We start from the raw sequence: 18,205 nt of genomic DNA, 5'->3' as shown, positions 1-18,205 counted from the left end.
TTAGTTGTGTGGTTTAAAAAACACACACTAAAACCGAGCCAATAATTTTAGTTATCAATTGTTTATTCGAATAGAGAGTAATATTAAGTTTAAAAATTTCTTTAATGATAGAAAATAATTATTATATTTGAATTGGAAAGTTATATAACATAAATTATTGATATTAAAATGTATTATCCATTATTTCACTATATGATTGTGTATGTAGTTATAAATATTGTAAATACCAAGTTCTAGTTTTGTAAATCTTTTTGATATAATGTATCAATTAACAGATTTTGGATAAATTACAATCTTGAATAGAGTATAAGTTTATTAAAGTGATATTTAATTATAATAAGATTATATAAACACTAAGTAAAGTTTAAGTGTTGATTTATAGTTAAATATAAAAAAATCTTCATATTTCTCAAATAGAGTAATTATAACTCAATATTTAATAAATGCGCAAAAAGTATATATATTATTGCCCAACTATATGTTTTTGTATTCATTAAAATGTTAAATATATTCTAATATGATGGTTATCATTTTATGTATAAATATACATTTTTACTTTTGAAAACCTTTTATTAAGGTATTTATCAACCAATTAAAATTTAAATATGAAAAAAACAAAAGCTTTTTCTTTGCTTTTATTTCTCTCCAAATTTGTTTCTGCTCAAATAGGAATTGGTACAACGGTACCACAGTCATCTCTTGATGTTAATGGAAATATAATGCTTAGAAAAGAACTTAAGGTAGGAGGATCTAAAACTACCGATGGTAATACCGGGAATTACAATGATATTCTTGTTTCTCAAGGGGATGGGGGTGCTCCATTATGGAAAAATGCCAAAGTTGGATTTTATGAAGATGGAGAATATAGAACCACAAGTAGCTTTATTAACACAAGTGAGAATGGGTTGATATTTGATATCAATAGTAACGATGGTATCTTGACAAGTTCTTTAGGAGAACTATTAGTCTCAACTTCATCTAGTTGGAAAGAATTATCACCTGATTTAAGCACAAAATTTACTGTAGACGATCCAAAAAATAAAATCAATATTATGTTTCAGACTGGTATTGAATCTGGGAATATAGGAAATGTTACTGATCAAAACATAAAATTTATGTGTGGTATTTTTATTGATAATGTTTTGGTCGCATTAAGAGCGGATCAAATTGACGGAATTCCTCGTAAAGGAGCCAATAATCAATCTATTTATACGCTAAACTATACGGTAAATAATTTAACGACAGGAGAGCATATACTGAAGGTAGGTTGTAGACGAATTTCTTCTACAACAAGTACTGATGTAAGTTTAGCAATAGGTCAAGGATTAGATAATTCGGTTGCCAATAATTTTATGTTGCAATCTGTACTGAAATTTGATGTGAGTGAATTAGTAAAAGTTACAAGATAATTAAGTATGAAAATATTCAATAAAATACTGCTAATAAATTTAGTATTTATTACTTCTTCTTTATTTGCTCAAGTAGGTGTCAATACCAATACACCAAGAACGACTTTAGATGTTCAGGGAGATTTAGGGATTAGAAGTAAAATCTATTTGGGAGGAGATGAAACGACTATTGGAAAATTAGGAGAAGTAGGATCGGTATTAGTATCTCAAGGAGCAAACCAATCTCCGACGTGGAAAGTTTTGAGACGACCTGAGTTCAAACCTGAAACATATTATCTTATAAACTATGAAGCATCTAGTACTGAAAAGGGATTAACACTCACTAGCGGAGCAACAAATAGAGCATTGTATACAAAAAATATGTCTTTATCTACTTTTTTAGCAGGAGATGGCAGTGGAGGAGAAATTACAGACTTAAGGAAAACATTTAAGGTAAATAATTCTGTTAATAAAATTGGGTTAGTTTTTGAAACGGTGGTTCATATCAACTCAAATGGAAGGAACCAAGGTGTAGACTTTGCGTGTGGTGTATTTGTAGACGATCAATTAAAAGGAGTAAGAACATTTACATTAAATCAACCAACTACTTCTGTAGGACCTTTTTATACATTTACTTTACTTGGTTCCGCCGAGAACCTACCTAAAAAAGAGTATACAGCAAAAGTAGCTTGTAAAAGAAGAGCTTCTATAGGTGGATTCACAAATACTTTTGGAATAGGAAAGGCGGTATATACAAATATTAACGATTTTATGGCGCAGTCAACGTTAAGAATAGAAGTACTAGAAATACCAGATCCTAATAACAACGAACCTGTTTATAACTAACAATTAACCAATTATGAAAAATAAGATATTTATCTTTTTAGTAGCAATTAGTCCAAATTTATTTTCCCAAATAGGAGTTGGGACGACTAAACCTCATACTGATTTGGATATAAATGGAACAACTAATGTATCCAAAGAAATCAGACTCAACGGAACAGATGCAAAAATTGGTGCTGCTGGTAAACAAGGCGATTTAATTTCCGGAAATGCATTAAATAACAATTTTTGGAAGAATTTTGATTTACCTGAGGGTTTTTTGGAAGGAATGGTTTTAACAGGATCATATGTAAATTCAACCATTAATGGCGTAAGTTTTCCTGGACAAGATAAGTCAAGTGAGTTTGCTGTAGCTTATAATAAAGGACAAGCAATGGCTTCACATTGGAAAGAGCTTTCGGATTTAAATCAAAAAATTAAAATTGTGAAATCAGTTAATTTGGTGACGGTTTCTGTGCAAACATTGGTACAAACAGATAATCAGAATAGTAGTTTTGCTTGTGGTATATATTTAGACGATAAATTAGATTTTGTTCGATTAGGTACTGTAAATACGGGGGCAGGTAATTATAGAACATTAAATTTGAATGCAACACTTTTAAATATGGGTCTTGGTGAGCATACAATAAAATTTGCATGTGCTGAAAGAAATATACCAATAGGTACAACTTTAAATATTGGGAAGCCTATTATTACAACCAATCTGAATAACGAAATGGCAAAGACTTCTTCGGTTATTTTAGTTTTAGAAAAGCCATAATTTAAAATATTTATTCAGGTATTATTTTAAAACACTTCTAGATTTTTTAGAAGTGTTTTTTTATATAAATATCTATCAATATTAATCTAATAAATATCAAAAATAAATATAGCTAATAAGATTAATACAAATCTAAAGGATGCTATTGTTTAAATAATAGCATCTATATTTCCTATAAAATACTAAAAAGTATTAGTTAAAACAATAATAGTTTACTGATAAACATAATATAAATTGTAAACTTAACACTAAAGTATTGTTTTATGGAACAAAGTTTTTACTTCAAAGTATTGGATCAAATACAGAATGAAGAAAAAAAAGTAGATTTATTAACTGGAAATGCAATTGATGCTTCATATCAAATGATTACGTTTTTACAGAATTTATTGTATGAAGTAAGGAGCACTTCATCAAAAAAAGGATTTAACAATCAAGAAGAAGAAATATACTTTTTTAAGAAAATTAAACCTCAAATTTTGGGTAAATTAATTTATTACAATAAAATTTACCGAATTGAAACGAACTGTCCTTTTCAAGAAGGTAAAATGTATTACAATTTTTTTTCTAAGCAATTGGTAAATCTCAAACGTGAATTTATGGAACATATATGTAGTTCTGATTTTTACAGGTACTATCGCTCAGGTAGAAAAGACCGAGATGAAACCTATTTTAAGAGAGGAAATATTAATTTTCATGAAGGGCTCAATAGCATAGTATTTGAAATTGATCCTGAGTTTTCCACTTTTTACGACTATAAAATTGCGCGAATTATATCCTCCGAACTCTTATATTCATACCTCATAACCAAAATCAATCTAGATGAAGATTCGGAAAATGGAGTATTAAAATCTGAAAATTCACAGAAAGATTTATCCTGGACAGATAGTAAAAATGCGCTTATCGAATTAATTTATGCACTTTACGCATCTGGAGCAATTTCTCATGGTAAAATTGGAATTAGAAAATTAAGTCTAGTTTTTCAAATTTTATTTAAAATTCCAGTGGGTGATGTTCACCATTCCTTTCATCGCATGAAATCAAGAAGCGGTTCGCGTACTATTTTCTTAGATTATCTCAAACTCTCATTAGAAGAATACATGGATAGAGAAATATAAATTCAATACCCATTTATGCCAATTGGTAAACCTTTTAATAATTGATTTATAACTCAATTTAAATAAAGTTTTCTACTATCAATCAGCATATTTTGCTCTTCTATCTAAAATAAACTCTCTTGCCAATTGGCATTACTTGGCTTTCAAAGCTTTTATTATATTGAATTTTTGTATCAAAATTTATTAATCTTAAAGTTTTTTGATATGAATATTGACCGAATGGAATTTTTAGCGTGGATGGAACGTCTAATGAATCGTCTTGATTTATTGGGAGAAAATATGAATGATTTTCACAAAAATAAAACTTCAGTAGATGGCGAAGAATTATTGGATAATCAGGACGTTTTACAAATGTTGAAGATTAGTAATCGTTCCTTACAGCGATATCGCTCAGATGGGCGGCTTCCTTATTATACCATCAGTGGAAAATTATATTACAAATTATCAGATGTACATGCATTTATTCGAAATAGTTTTAATTCTTCTGCTTCAAAAAGAAAAGCCAATGAATGACAATCATTACCAATAGCTGTCAGATCAAAACTTGTTTTTATCAATCTTTTATTTTCGATTATAAATTTAAAAATCAGATAAAATGAGTGATAATTCAACAGAAAACGTAGAGCAATCAGCACAAATCTCAGATATCCTATTGGTTTTGGATAAGGATAAAATGAAAATTCAAGCAGTAAAAAGTCTTAATGAGAAAGGAGAAATGGAAACTGTAGATCCAACGAAAAAGAATGAAAATCAATTTCTAAGAATTGATAAACATGGTAATTTTTTATCGAACTTCTTTTCAAACTTTTATAGCCAACTAAAGGATCCAACTAATTTCCTTTTTTTCAAAGTACCAGATTCATTAGCAGTTGATAAGGCAAAAGAGATTCAAAATCACTATAAATCTCCACAACCTGAAAATGAGCAAAGTCTCGAACAATATAAAATTAACCCAGACACACATCAACAAAAAAAATCAAAAAACGAAGATAAAATGGAAACAGAAAAAACAGACTATCGTTTTGATCCAGTCCAAATTGATTGGGATACAATGAAAAATTTAGGATTAAGTCAAGAACGATTAGAAAAATTAAATCAATTAGATCCATTATTGAAAGGATATAAAACCAATCAGCTTATCCCAATCAGCATCAATTTTGGTTCAGCAATACTCAGAACAGATGTTAGATTGTCGTTACAACAAGTAGATGATAAAGTTGTACCCGCTTTACATGGTATCCGAAAAGAACCCAATTTAAACTATGAATTTTTTGGACATCAATTTACAGATGAAGATAAGAAAAACCTTTTGAGTACTGGAAATATGGGAAGAGTTGTCGATTTAACGAACACCAAAACAGGAGAGAAAATTCCTTCCATTATCAGTGTAGATCAATTAACAAATGAATTGATTGCCTTAAAAACTGAATTCATTAAAATTCCAGATGAAATAAAAGGAGTTCTATTAAATGAAGAACAAAAACAAACCTTAAAAGAAGGGAAATCGTTGTATTTAGAAGGTATGACTTCTATTAAAGGAACAGAATTTTCAGCAAATGTTCAATTTAATGCAGATAAGCGCTATGTAGAGTTTCAATTTGATAATAAGATTAATAAGGTACAAAATATAAAATCAAATCGAGAAGAATTTAAGAATTTTGAAGCGCCTAAAATTTTTAGAAATAAAGAACTTTCAGAACAACAATATAATGAACTTAAAGATGGAAAAACAGTCTTTATAGATGGTTTAATAGATAAAAAAGGACAGACTTATCAAGGCTACATTTCTTTCAACAAAGAATTAGGAAAAACTCAATTTATATTTCCAAATCAATTAAAAGAGGCTGCACAACCAAATGAAGAACATAAAACGCAAGTTGCTGTAAATTCTGAAGGAAAAACGAATGAATCAACAAAACAAATTAATAAACCTTTGGAATCTAAACAACAATCGCCTAAAGAGAAACAGGCAAAAAATTTTACAGAAAGCCTTCCAAAGACTACTAAATCGAAGAGTCGAAAAGTATAATATAAAGAAATTTATTATGAAAAAAGAGTTGAAAAATCAAACTATTGTAAAAGATGAAATTAACTCTGAAAATAGCGTTAAAGTAGAGAGAGAAGTTTTCATTTCAGCTTTGACGCTTATTTGTCAACGATACTTGGAACAGGTTAATTGTAAAGAAAAAAATATTTATGTGTTAGAGTTGTTGCATACCAAATCTTTTATTCAATTTAAAAGCCAATTAAACCTTGAAGATGAAAAGCAAATAAAACCTGTATTAAAAACAATCCATCGAATAGGAAAAGCTGAAGTGATTGATATTAAGATAGGAAATTGTATAGAAGAACCACCTTTATTATTTAATCGTATTGATTTACAATATGAAGTATATTCAAAATATAATATATCTTTTGAGGAAACGTCAAGAATTACCGAGAAACTTTACGAAAACCAATTTATTACAAATCCTCAAACAGAGAGTGCGTTTATTAACAATCAATTTTGGACTATTGTTCCAAAACTCATCCATGCTTTAAATGAAAGAGAAAACTATAAAAATATTACAAATGAACTTAGGAAAGGTAGCCTAAATAAAAGGATTGTAAATGATGAAAAGGCAAAAGATCAGCATGGAATATTAATTACAGATAAAATACCATCTGCATTATCTGTAAAAGAAAAAATCATTTATAATATGATTGTATTTCGATTTTTGGAAGCAGTATCTCAAGAATCTATAAAAGAAATTGTAATAGTTAACTTGGAAATATTACACTATGAATTCAAGGCCGAATATTGTAGAATTGTAGGTAGTGGCTGGCGATCAATACAGGGAAACTTTTCTAGAGATTTAATTATTTTACCAGAATTACCCTCATTAAAATTGGGAGATGAACTAAAAATAAAACAGTTTTCGATAAACGAAAAGAAAACAAAACCTCCAAAATTATTAGATTTCATAAGTTTATTATTAGAGATGAAAGCTTTAGGAAAAGATGAGCAAAACGAAAAAGTTATTGAAGAATTAGTGATCAATAATTATGTTAGATTAGAGAATAGATTCTTAATACCTACAGAAAAAGGATTAAAATTATTTGGTTCAGTTTATCATCATAATTTACCTATTCAAATTGAACAATCTAACTTATTATCAATATTGATCTGTCCTAAATGTAAAAAAGCTCAATTGGCAATCGATGATAATATGATTAAATGTACAGAACCAGTATGTAATTGGATGCAATATAGAAATATTTGCGGTGTGCAACTTTCAATAAAAGATACCGAAAACTTAATCAATAATGGAGCTACAACCTTAATAAAAGGATTTCAACTCAAATCAGGTAAAAAGTTTAATGCAATAATCAAACTCAACAAACAAGGTGAAAGTTCTTTTGTAATAGAACAGAAGAAATAACAATTATTTTAATTCCTACTATAATTCTAATTATTGTTGTTCAATTGATTTTTCAATTGTTTAATGTATTCATAAGGACGTAACGAAGTTACTTGAAAAAAAGCATCAGAAAAATGCCTAGCAGAAGAAAATCCTCCTAATTCAGCCAAATCTCTAAGAGAATGTTGATGAAATTTCTTTGAATTATTAAGAAGGTTCAGAATATAATTCACTTTAAGTTGATTGATATAATTTGAAAAATTTGTTCCTTTTTGTGAATTAATAATCCTTGATAGATAAGCCGAATTAGTTTTGAATGATCTGCATAATTGTGCTAATGTTAAAGTAGGTTCTAGAAAAAGTTGATTGGCTTCAAATTCGTCTAATTGTCTTGTAATATCCAGTACAACTTCTGGTGGAATATCTATTATTGGTTGCGGAACAGATATCTTTTTCTTTATAGAAGTTTTCTTAATAAGGCGTTTATAAATCCAAAAAGCCATAATTGAACTTACTAAAATCATTACTCCATTTAAAACTGGATATAAAAGAAGTTTGTATTCTACATTTTTCTTTAATTTCAATAATTCTTTTTCATCATATTCTTTTTGAATTATTGGAGTTATTTTTACGATATTTCGTTGAGTAAGACTATCTAATTTAAGCAATTGATTGATATAATAAAGCTCATTTTGAAAATCATTTTTATTTGCAGAATTATCTATTAAACCCTTATATGCAGGGCGAACTTCACTGTCCAAAAATTCATATTGATTAAAAAGTTGATCTATTTTTTCAAAATATTCAATGGATTTTTCAAATTGATTTAATTTCTCATATGATTTTCCAAGATAGAAATATGCTTTGCTTAATGTATAAAAATCCTCTTGTTTATTTACATAATGAATTTCTTTAGTTAATATGTAGATTGCTTTTTCATAATTTTTATTGAAATAGTAATCAATTGCTGTAGAAATCCAAAAGTAATGAATGAAATATGTATTTTCTTTTTGTTGACTCAATCTCAAGCCTTGTCGATTAAGTTGACTTGCTAATTTATATTTTTGTTGAAATTGAAGAACTTGAGTTCTGTAATAAATTGAATTCAAAAAATAAGCATGATGATTTTCATCGGAACTATTCTTCTCAAAATAGGAGGTGCATTTTTGAAACAATACATCCGATTCACTGAATTGTTTTAAATGAAATTTTATTAAAGCAAGATTGAAAATTACTTTATATGAGATATATTCGGAGGATTTGTTATTTAATTTCCTTTCAGCAATTAAATAATTTTCTAAAGCTGGTTGAAATTTTTTGAATTGAAAATGAATTAATCCCTTCGAAAGGTAGCTTTGAATAACAAAATCATTATTTTGTGTTTTCTGAGCAGTAACAATCGTACTATCTGCATATTTTAGCTTATTAGAATAATCATTTGAATAAAAAATACCTTCTTTATAGCCATAAAATAACGTCTCGTTATCCTTTCTAATTTTAGCTTTTAAGATATACGCATTGAGATACTTCCATACCTGGGGATTATTTTTATCATATTGAAAGGAATCAATTTTTTGAACAAGATATTCATTGGTTTGAGCACTCAAAATATCAGTTGCGAAAACATTTTCTATGCTTAAACTGAACAATATTAATCCTATTATTAGTTGTAGATATGTTTTCATAAGCTTAAAATTTAATGAAAACAGTAGCAGAATAATTGGTAAGATACTTCAAATTAGTAAATTAAACAAATAGAGTATAACGGAAAATAGCTTTTTTACACAAAGAAATTTTGTAAAACAAATGCTCAAAATGAAGTATTTATAAATTCGTCATTATCAAAAGTATATTTTTTATTCAATTTTTTTAAAATAAATAAAAAAATTCATTTTACAAAATACTGTAATTCAGTTAATTATTTTACAAAAACAACGGATTTATAAATCCGTTATTCCATTTATGTATTTGTAGTACTTGTTTGCATTAATTCTCTTCTACAAGACATAATTTTAAAACTCCAAACATTAAAACTTATCATATGAAAACAAAAATCTATTTTTTAATTATAGTAGTTGTTAGCTGTTTATTCTATAACTGTATTGAAGAAGAGGAACAACAAATTGAATCTATAAATACTTTGCTTTTACAGAGAAGAGATACGATTTCAACAAATGATAGTATATCAATTTATTCAGAAACAGAAGTAAATGAAGCTGATCCTCCAAAGGAAAAAGATCCATATATCAAACGTACTGAAGAAGGAGGGGAGTAGTATTCTTTAAACCCAAAAACACATCAAGATGAGAAGATATTTTCCTTTTATCCAATCACTCATCTGCTACCTTTTTATTGTTTTATTTGTCTATGCTGCAGTAAGCAAACTGATTGATTTTGAAACTTTTCAAACGCAATTAGGACAATCGCCCTTATTAGCCAGTTATGCGATTCCTATTTCGTATGGAGTTATAATAATAGAACTGGTGGTTGCACTTCTTTTGATGTTTGACCGATTTAGAAAACTAGCCTTACAACTTTCGCTTTTATTGATGGTGATGTTTACCACCTATATTGTGATTATTCTACATTTCACGGCATTTACACCTTGTTCTTGTGGTGGAGTTTTAGAAAAGATGGGATGGACGGAACATTTGTTTTTTAATGGTGTCTTTGTAGGATTAGCTTTAATTGGCATTAGAATAGCAAACAATTCTCAAATATGGAAACGCTATATCATTCAACAATTCTTTCTTATTTTAATTGGAATTGTTAGTGTAACCATTTTATATGGTTTATCAGAAAAGAAATCTCAGTATAACAATGCGTTTACGCGTAAATACATTCCGCATTTAGCAGAAAAACAAACTACTCTCAATTTAGAATCCACAGGATATTATATAGCAGGTATTGATAGTTGTTATCTCTATTTAGCCAATACAGAAACACCTTTATTTCTTAAAAGGTATGATTATCTGGCTAATCAAATAAAGGATATAAAACTAGAAATTGATCAATATAACCTGCCTTATAAAAGAGTGATTACTGAAGTACAAACATCTTATTTTTATTTAGGAGACGGTTCGGTTGGTATTTTATTTCGAGGTAAAATTGATGATTGGAAAGCAAAGACCATTTCTAAAGGAGATGTATATTATAATCAATTTGTGGTAGCAGATTCTTCTAAGTTTGGAATAGCAACTTATAGTACAAAAGTAAAAGCTAATGTATTGGGATTGTTATCAGAGCATCAACTTCAACTTAACTATAACAGTCTAGAAAAAAAACTTGACGGTACATTTGAGTCAGATGGTACATTACTATGGAATTCCCAATTAAAAAAGTTTATCTACGTCTATTACTACAAAAATCAGTACCTCGAATTTGATGCTGAATTATCTGAAATGAAAACAGGAAATACCATTGATACTATTTCTAAAGTTCAGATCGATGTAGGCTATTATAAAAAAACAAAGCAATATAAGCTAGGTCCACAAACCTTACTTGTAAACAAATTAGCCTCTATTTATGGTAACCAACTCTATATATCGACTGATCGACTAGGCAATTTCGAACAAAAAATAGAAGGTACAAGTGTCATAGATCAATATGATTTGGTGAATAAAACCTATACCCATAGCTTTTACCTCTACCATTCACCCAAAAAGCAACTAAGAAATTTTACCATTTACAAAAACAAAATATTTGCAATTGTAGATCATGAACTTTATATCTATAACAAAAGAAAATAAATCGTTGCGCAACGCAGGGGAAGACTGAAAACCTGTACAAAAGAGTAAGTCACCACATTAAAATTATACAAAATGAAAACAAATTTTCTAAGAAAAACGCTACCAATTGGGGTAGGAATGATGGCTGTTGCTTTTGCATTTGCCACTGAAAGTAAAACTTCTCAAAATAGTGAAGAAGAAGCTATGACAGGATATATTTACAATTCTGCAACGAATCATTGTGATGAAGTAAAGGTAGATTGTAATTTAACGGGGAGCATACCATGTACTATTGGTGAAATTGGAAATGAACAAGATGTTTTTGAATTGAGAGATTCATCAGAAACATCTTGTACGATTCCTTTATATCGTCAATAAATATTTAAGTTTAATTTAAATAGGAACGGAGCATTATGCTCCGTTCTTTTATTTTAAATACGTATCAAACCAATTTAAAATTGAGTTCGATAGAAAAACTTGATTTTGTTTTTTTGTTAAAGTATGTTCTTCATCATCAAACAATAACATTTCTCCTTCTTTTCTTAATCGATTCATAGCCATAAATAAATAAGTACTTTGATTAGCATTAATATTGGTGTCTTTTTTTCCTGTCCAAAGTAATAAAGGTATTTTTAGTTTTTCGACATGATACAGAGGCGAGTTTTTGTAATATTGATCTTTTAAATTATAGAAACTATCTCCCATACGGAACTGAAAACTTTCTAATCTCCACAATTGATTAGTGGAAAATGAAACACTAATATCATGGTAAAAACTAACTAAATCAGTCACAGCAGCCCCAGCAATAGCGGTTCTAAACAATTTTGACTGTGTAGCAATAAAGGCTGTTTCATATCCACCAAATGAATGTCCTATTAAACCAATTCTTTTTTGATCAATTGTCGACAGTTCAACTGCTTTTTTTACTGCATTTTCTACACTTACCAAAGCAGAACTACCTGGGTTACCAATTTTATATTCTATATCAGGTAACAAAACAAAGTACCCTTTTGTAATGTAATTAAGAATATTAAATCCATCTTTGGAGTATAATGTAGGAATAACAAAATCATTTACTTTTTTCGATATATTTTCGTAGATGTATACAACCATAGGATATGTTTTGGTTGAATCGTACTGAGAAGGGTATAAAAGAGCCCCATTCATCACGTTTCCATTTATAGATGTATAGTTTATATTTTTAGAAAAACCTAAGTCGTATTCACTTATCTTAGAGTTACTTTGGTAAACAAGACGCGTTGTATGATTAGTGGAAAGTTCATGAATTGAAGGTGATTCATTGTATTTTGCTTTTCTATAATACAATTTATTTTTGTTGCTATCACTGTAAATTTGATTGATTTCGGCATCCGTACTAAAAGAATGTATCACTTTTCCCTTTTTTAAAATCGCTATTCCATGTGACTGATCATCTTTATGGAGTTTAATAATCAGTGGTTTATTCATGTCAATACTACGATTTGATGAGTTCGTTAAATTAATAGATGCCAAACGATTATACTCTTCTTTTTGTTCTCCAAAGGTGATTTGCTTTACTTCATTTTTATCTATACTAAATTGCCACAAATCATAGGTTGAGGTTAGTAGAATAGATTTACCATCCTCTGACCAATAGGGCTGATCAAAAGGTGGTTTGTCAGTATCTGCTTTAGTTCTATCATAAAAATCTTGAGAAAGAACTGTTGTTAGTTTCTTATACGTTTGCTTTTTTACATCATACAAATTCCAATGGTTCATTTTAAAATAAGCAATGTACTCCCCATTTGGTGAAACAGAAATAAAATTAGGATTGGTATAGAGACTATCAATTATTTTATATGATTTTTTTGATTGATAATCATTTAAATAAACATCTGCAATCTCAAAATATCTATATTGTGGTTCATACTGTTTTCTATCAAATGTCAAAGCAAAAGGGACATGATTATCAAGAGAAAATTGTTTTCCTTTTATTTCCATAACAGTATTGTGCTCACCTACAGACCAAATTAATCGTTTATACGCATCCTGTATTTTTATTCTTTTATCTTTAAGATAATCCCACGTATCGTTGGTAGACCACTTCTCAATTCCTTTTAAAGAATCTTCGGTACTTTTTTCATTTAGTTGAAATTCAATATACTTTCCATCCGCTAATACACGAATAGATTCATCCATAAAATGATAAGAAGGATTTATTTTCAACCAATTTTCTACATTGATCAAATTCACCCTTTTTGTTTGGAATGCATAACGAACTATTTTTCTCTTTTCATTTTCTTTTTCAAGAAATGAAAAATACTGTCCATTTTTACTCCAATTATTTAGAGGAGATCGATCATTAAAAATGTATGTACCTGTGTCACTTGATAGCTGATCAATAGCCTCTAATTTTGAGGTATAAAAACTGACTGTTTTTCCATCCTTAGAAAGAATTGCCAAGGTAGATGAAGTAGGGCTCCAACTAAAGCTGGAAACATTATGCTTTGTAACGTAATTTTCTGTTTTGGTATCGAATAACATCAAAACATCATCAGTTGTTAAATAGGCAAGCTGTTGATTTGTTGCGTCAAATTCTACTTTTCGAATTGGTTTATTCAACACAAGAACGCTTTTCGAATTTCTTAAATTGATTATTTCAAGTTTGTTTTCACTTAAAAGTATTGCAAAATGTTCGTTATTAGAAAATAAACTCTTTTTTGTATTTTCTCTTTCTATTACATTTGAGGTTGAAGGATGAAATAATCGAATGATATTCTTACCTAAAAATGATTCAGAGGTTTCAATCCAATTTCCGTTAGCACTTATATTACGAATTGTTGTATTAGTAGACCATATACTGTCTAAATCATGTGTATATTTTTTCTTATTTATCTCTTGACCAAAGACGTTGTAGGTCGAGAGAATAAATCCCAACAGGATGAGGAATATTATTTTACTTATTTTTTCCATTGGTACTAATTGCGATGTTTGTATGAATGGCTTTTATGATGTTGTATTGTATACTACAACTTCTTAATAGCCTTGGTTTTGTGGTAACAAATTTGGATTAATTAAGAGTTCAGCTTCCGGAATTGGTAATAATACATCAGTTGCTTTCCAATTTGCTTTTATCGGACTTAAGACTTGATCTGCCAATTTCCATCGTTTCAAATCAAACCAACGATGGCCATGTTCTGTAAATAATTCATGTTGACGTTCCGTTACAATAGCTTCAAAAATATCTTGAGAAGATGAAGTTGTGATAGGCGTTAATCCAGCTCTTTTTCGAATACTATTTATATCCTCTTTTGATCCATTCAAGTTGCCTAATCTCAATCGTGCTTCAGCTCGAATTAAAATCTGTTCAGCAAGTCTAAAAACTATGGTATATTCTTTACTTGTTGTTGTCGCATACTTCTCTTTGTATTTGAAGGGCATTACCCAATTTTTCCCATTAGTAGTAATTTGTTTTGTCCATTGTTGTTTTCTCAAATCAGTTGGCTCAAAAGATTCAAATAGGTGAGGGGATAAAGATGCATTAGGAGGAGGACCAGCTTCAAAAATGTAAATACCACCTTCATTAGAATTTCCACCTTCTACTTTAGCTTTTAATTGAAATAGTGTAGAACTACTTTCTTTCAAAAACTCTTTATTCAAATCACTCTCTAACTGGAATTTTCCAGAATTGATCAATTCAGTTGATTCGCTTTCAGCTTTTTCCCATTTCTCTTGGTAGATGTATAGACGTGCTAATAATGCTGTAACATTATATTTGTTCGCCCTAAGGTTACTTGTAACCGATGTAAGCTCACCTAATTGTTGTTTAGATTCAATAAGATCTTCTTCGATTTTAAGAAGTATATTTTGATGATTTGTTTTTGAACTTTTCTGATTAATCATATAATCTGTTGTCGTAATAAATGGAATATCTCCAAATAAATTGGTTAAATAGAAATAGGTTAACGAGCGAATAAATACAGCTTCCGCTTTGTATTGTCTCTTTTGCTCATTGGTCAATCCTTTTGATTTTTCTACTCCTTCTATTACCGCATTGCATTCGTATATTACTTTATAGGAATTTGTCCAAATCCCTTTAACACCATCATTTGTAGAGATAATTTGATGTTTGTAAAATAAATCCGTACCGCTATTAGCAGTAGCATAACTATCCAACTCGTCTGAATATATTCCCATGTAAAAACCAGCACTAGATAAATTACCAGCAATTAAGCTGTTATCACGTAAAAGTGCATATAAAGTGGTAACGGCGGCTTGCGCTGTTTGGTTTGTTTCAAATACATCTGTTTGGTTCAATTGTCCTTTTGGAGAATCCAATTCCACAAAATTCTCACAACTTATTATCGTATTTCCTATTAGGAAAACGAACAAAGAATAGCTTACTATGTTTTGATATTTTTTCATAATTGTGTCATTAAAAATTAGCTTTAAACCCTATCGAAATTCTTCTCAAAGAAGGTAGGTACCCCGTGTTTTGTTCAGGATCACCATATTTATACTTACTCCATGTCCATAAGTTCTGACCTTGAGCATAAATCACATATTGATTGGATTGATTTTTACTTAGAGGAAGTTTATAAGACAATGACACATTTTTTAACCGAATAAAAGATGTATCCGTTATCATTGCATCGCTACTATTGTAATTAGAATAGGCAATACTAGCTGCTTGATTTGCTCCGCTCGAGTAATTTTGTAAATTCCCATTTACCACAGAAAAAGGCTGATTACTCATTGTACCTGGCATAGCATAGCTATAGAATTCATTAAATCCTTTTTTCTTGACAAATTGAAAAAAGAGCTCGATATTAAAGTTTTCATACGAAACAGAATTGGAGAATCCACCATAAAAAGAAGGATCTAATGATACAACTTGTTGTTTATCTTCTATGGCGGTTATCTTTCCATCACCATTATAATCTGTAAACTCATACAAACCAGTAGATGGATTAATGCCTTCAAAATGATACATTTTCTTGCTGTTCAATGATTTTCCAATCACATATGTATTTGCATAGGTGCTGTTTTCTAAACCATCAAATGCCACCAATCTATTTTTAGGAATAGTAAGATTAAAAGAAGTTGACCAGTTGAATTTAGCAGATTTTATAGGAACAACTTGCAAATCCATTTCCCAACCTTTATTTTCTACAACAGCATTCAAATTCGCTTGTATAGAGGTAAAACCTGTTATAGTCGGTAAACTATAGCCAACCAATTGGTTGCTTGATCGGTTTTGATAATAATTCAGTGTTAGGTTAATTCTATTTTTTAGGAATGCGGTTTCTAAAGCAAATTCCAACTTTTTATTTTTCTCCCACGAAAAATCAGGATTATACAAACGTGCTGTTGTCAATAGTATATTCCCATCATACCCATTCTGACTGATGTTATAGGTGTTTAGGTATTGATAATCTCCAATTTGATCATTTCCTGTTACCCCATAGCTTCCTCTCAATTTCCCAAAACTCAACCATGATACCTCACGTAGAAAACTTTCTTTAGAAAAAAGCCAAGCAGCACCAACTGCACCAAAATTTGCAAAACGATGATTAGGACCAAATCGGCTCGATCCATCTCGTCGTCCCGTTAAGTTGAAAAAGTATTTTTCGTGCAGATTATAATTTACTCTTCCATACAGAGCTGCATATTTATACTGCTCTTCAGTATCCTTGTATATCGTCACATTTTTAGCAGCGCTTAATACATTCATTAACTGGTTGTCTGTAAAACCACTTGCCATAATCACCAACTTAGTTGTTGTTTGGCTATTCAAAGTCCCACCAATTAATACACTTAGTTTACTCGAAGCAGTTAAATTAAAATTAGCATCCAATTGGGGTTCTATTAACCACCCTTCATGTTGCCCAGAATTTTTAGTTATGTTAGATTGTTGACTTGTAGCACCAAAAGAAGGATTGCGAATGGTATGTGGATTAAGTTGAGCATCATCCAAATCTGATCGATTGTATCCTACATTAGATCGTAAAACAATATTATCCATCAACAGATAACTTGTATTTAGATTTGTATTTAGATTACGCGTATTATTGCGGTAACTAGCATTCAGTGCCGCAAGTGGATTTGTCCAAGTATTGTTTTCCCAGTTTAAGCTACCATCTTCATTAAACAACCGCGGAGCATTTGGAACAAGTGTTCTTGCAATTCTTGTCAAATCTTGTACAGGTAAATAGTTATTATCCTGTCCATAATTAGTTGTCCATTGCAATATTAGTTTGTTATTCGCTGTTTTATGGTTTAGTGTCGAAAAAAAGCTGAATTTATTGTACGCATAATTACCATAGAAAACAGAAGACTCTTTCATTACATTGGCACCTATCATAAAATTAGTTTGCTCATTCCCACCATTTATAGACGTACGAATGGTGTGATTGAAAGCTGTATTTCCAATAAGTAGTTTTTGCCAATCTGTATATCTGGTCAGATCCCATGTTCCATTTATGTCATAGGCTGTCGTAGGATATGTCGTTACACCATCATTTGCAAAGGCTTTTTTCCTTATTTCTAGATATTGTTCTGTATTAAGTAGTTTAGGAAACTTAGTAGGGTTAATAATAGTGGTAGAAGCATCTATAGAAATACTTGTTTTAGTTGCTTTTCCTTTNNCCATAAATAGCAGTAGCATCAGCATCTTTCAAAACTTCGATAGATTCTATAGATTGTGGATCGATATAATTTAAAGGATTTATAGACGAATACATGAGTATTCCTCCACTTGTTGCGTTATCTCCCATCGAATTGGTATCAAATGGAACACCATCTACTATAAATAGAGGGTTATTCCCCGCAGCAATACTATTTTGGCCTCTTATCCGAATGGTATAACCGCCACCAGCCACTCCAGAAGTTGGTGTAATCTCTAAACCAGGAACACGACCTTGCAAAGCATCTAAAACAGAATTCACGGGCTGATTCTCTATTTCCTTAGCTGTTACACGAGCAATAGACC

General features: G+C 29.9%; 15 protein-coding genes. 10 read left to right on the top strand and 5 right to left on the bottom strand.

What is annotated here, in order from left to right; all coding sequences use genetic code 11:
• The first annotated feature begins 629 nt into the window (after nt 1–629).
• The 7 genes from B4H69_RS04505 (at nt 630) to B4H69_RS04475 (ending at nt 7,528) form a co-directional block, all read left to right on the top strand.
• Nucleotides 630–1,409 (top strand): hypothetical protein, encoded by a 780-nt coding sequence (locus B4H69_RS04505; RefSeq protein WP_291092889.1) that lies wholly within the window; start codon nt 630–632, stop codon nt 1,407–1,409.
• Nucleotides 1,410–1,415: 6 nt separating this feature from the next.
• Nucleotides 1,416–2,234: a hypothetical protein gene (locus tag B4H69_RS04500; RefSeq protein WP_291092887.1), complete on the top strand. Its 819-nt coding sequence runs from the start codon at nt 1,416–1,418 to the stop codon at nt 2,232–2,234.
• Between the two features lie 13 nt (nt 2,235–2,247).
• Nucleotides 2,248–2,991 (top strand): hypothetical protein, encoded by a 744-nt coding sequence (locus B4H69_RS04495; protein ID WP_291092885.1) that lies wholly within the window; start codon nt 2,248–2,250, stop codon nt 2,989–2,991.
• Between the two features lie 263 nt (nt 2,992–3,254).
• Complete coding sequence (locus B4H69_RS04490) at nt 3,255–4,106, top strand: RteC domain-containing protein (protein WP_291092883.1); 852 nt, start codon at nt 3,255–3,257, stop codon at nt 4,104–4,106.
• 204 nt (nt 4,107–4,310) lie between these two features.
• Nucleotides 4,311–4,619, top strand: coding sequence for a helix-turn-helix domain-containing protein (locus B4H69_RS04485; protein ID WP_180906546.1), 309 nt, complete (start codon nt 4,311–4,313; stop codon nt 4,617–4,619).
• 82 nt (nt 4,620–4,701) lie between these two features.
• Entirely contained in the window at nt 4,702–6,135 is a 1,434-nt protein-coding gene (locus B4H69_RS04480; RefSeq protein ID WP_180906547.1) for a DUF3945 domain-containing protein, read from the top strand.
• Nucleotides 6,136–6,151: 16 nt separating this feature from the next.
• Nucleotides 6,152–7,528 (top strand): DNA topoisomerase, encoded by a 1,377-nt coding sequence (locus B4H69_RS04475; protein ID WP_280046340.1) that lies wholly within the window; start codon nt 6,152–6,154, stop codon nt 7,526–7,528.
• A gap of 26 nt (nt 7,529–7,554) precedes the next feature.
• Here the strand turns inward: B4H69_RS04475 and B4H69_RS04470 are convergent, their stop codons facing one another.
• On the bottom strand, nt 7,555–9,192 hold the full coding sequence (locus tag B4H69_RS04470) for a helix-turn-helix domain-containing protein (RefSeq protein WP_180906549.1): 1,638 nt from the start codon (nt 9,190–9,192) through the stop codon (nt 7,555–7,557).
• A gap of 356 nt (nt 9,193–9,548) precedes the next feature.
• Here B4H69_RS04470 and B4H69_RS04465 point away from each other — a divergent pair, with 356 nt between their 5' ends.
• The 3 genes from B4H69_RS04465 (at nt 9,549) to B4H69_RS04455 (ending at nt 11,613) form a co-directional block, all read left to right on the top strand.
• Nucleotides 9,549–9,782: a hypothetical protein gene (locus B4H69_RS04465; RefSeq protein WP_180906550.1), complete on the top strand. Its 234-nt coding sequence runs from the start codon at nt 9,549–9,551 to the stop codon at nt 9,780–9,782.
• Between the two features lie 28 nt (nt 9,783–9,810).
• Complete coding sequence (locus B4H69_RS04460; RefSeq protein WP_180906551.1) at nt 9,811–11,256, top strand: MauE/DoxX family redox-associated membrane protein; 1,446 nt, start codon at nt 9,811–9,813, stop codon at nt 11,254–11,256.
• A gap of 72 nt (nt 11,257–11,328) precedes the next feature.
• Entirely contained in the window at nt 11,329–11,613 is a 285-nt protein-coding gene (locus B4H69_RS04455; protein WP_291092878.1) for a DUF6520 family protein, read from the top strand.
• A 48-nt stretch (nt 11,614–11,661) separates the two neighbouring features.
• Here the strand turns inward: B4H69_RS04455 and B4H69_RS04450 are convergent, their stop codons facing one another.
• From B4H69_RS04450 to B4H69_RS04435, 4 genes are all read right to left on the bottom strand, one after another.
• Nucleotides 11,662–14,187 carry a S9 family peptidase gene (locus B4H69_RS04450; RefSeq protein WP_180906553.1) on the bottom strand — a complete coding sequence of 842 codons (2,526 nt, stop codon included), beginning with the start codon at nt 14,185–14,187 and terminating at the stop codon, nt 11,662–11,664.
• 63 nt (nt 14,188–14,250) lie between these two features.
• Entirely contained in the window at nt 14,251–15,639 is a 1,389-nt protein-coding gene (locus B4H69_RS04445) for a RagB/SusD family nutrient uptake outer membrane protein (RefSeq protein WP_280046341.1), read from the bottom strand.
• Nucleotides 15,640–15,649: 10 nt separating this feature from the next.
• Nucleotides 15,650–17,866 (bottom strand): SusC/RagA family TonB-linked outer membrane protein, encoded by a 2,217-nt coding sequence (locus B4H69_RS04440; protein ID WP_291092875.1) that lies wholly within the window; start codon nt 17,864–17,866, stop codon nt 15,650–15,652.
• Entirely contained in the window at nt 17,844–18,161 is a 318-nt protein-coding gene (locus tag B4H69_RS04435) for a TonB-dependent receptor plug domain-containing protein (protein WP_422653363.1), read from the bottom strand. Before B4H69_RS04435 ends, B4H69_RS04440 begins: the two co-directional genes overlap by 23 nt.
• Nucleotides 18,162–18,205 lie beyond the last annotated feature (44 nt).

The sequence above is a fragment of the Empedobacter sp. UBA6745 genome, assembly GCF_002453775.1.
GTDB lineage: Bacteria > Bacteroidota > Bacteroidia > Flavobacteriales > Weeksellaceae > Empedobacter > Empedobacter falsenii_C.
This window is presented reverse-complemented; position numbering and strand designations above follow the sequence as displayed.

Excerpts from the sequence above, each read along its gene's own strand:
- B4H69_RS04500 (WP_291092887.1), top strand. The coding sequence starts at position 1,416 with ATGAAAATATTCAATAAAATACTGCTAATAAATTTAGTATTTATTACT.
- B4H69_RS04495 (WP_291092885.1), top strand. The coding sequence starts at position 2,248 with ATGAAAAATAAGATATTTATCTTTTTAGTAGCAATTAGTCCAAATTTA.
- B4H69_RS04490 (WP_291092883.1), top strand. The coding sequence starts at position 3,255 with ATGGAACAAAGTTTTTACTTCAAAGTATTGGATCAAATACAGAATGAA.
- B4H69_RS04485 (WP_180906546.1), top strand. The coding sequence starts at position 4,311 with ATGAATATTGACCGAATGGAATTTTTAGCGTGGATGGAACGTCTAATG.
- B4H69_RS04480 (WP_180906547.1), top strand. The coding sequence starts at position 4,702 with ATGAGTGATAATTCAACAGAAAACGTAGAGCAATCAGCACAAATCTCA.
- B4H69_RS04475 (WP_280046340.1), top strand. The coding sequence starts at position 6,152 with ATGAAAAAAGAGTTGAAAAATCAAACTATTGTAAAAGATGAAATTAAC.
- B4H69_RS04470 (WP_180906549.1), bottom strand. The coding sequence starts at position 9,192 with ATGAAAACATATCTACAACTAATAATAGGATTAATATTGTTCAGTTTA.
- B4H69_RS04465 (WP_180906550.1), top strand. The coding sequence starts at position 9,549 with ATGAAAACAAAAATCTATTTTTTAATTATAGTAGTTGTTAGCTGTTTA.
- B4H69_RS04460 (WP_180906551.1), top strand. The coding sequence starts at position 9,811 with ATGAGAAGATATTTTCCTTTTATCCAATCACTCATCTGCTACCTTTTT.
- B4H69_RS04455 (WP_291092878.1), top strand. The coding sequence starts at position 11,329 with ATGAAAACAAATTTTCTAAGAAAAACGCTACCAATTGGGGTAGGAATG.
- B4H69_RS04450 (WP_180906553.1), bottom strand. The coding sequence starts at position 14,187 with ATGGAAAAAATAAGTAAAATAATATTCCTCATCCTGTTGGGATTTATT.
- B4H69_RS04445 (WP_280046341.1), bottom strand. The coding sequence starts at position 15,639 with ATGAAAAAATATCAAAACATAGTAAGCTATTCTTTGTTCGTTTTCCTA.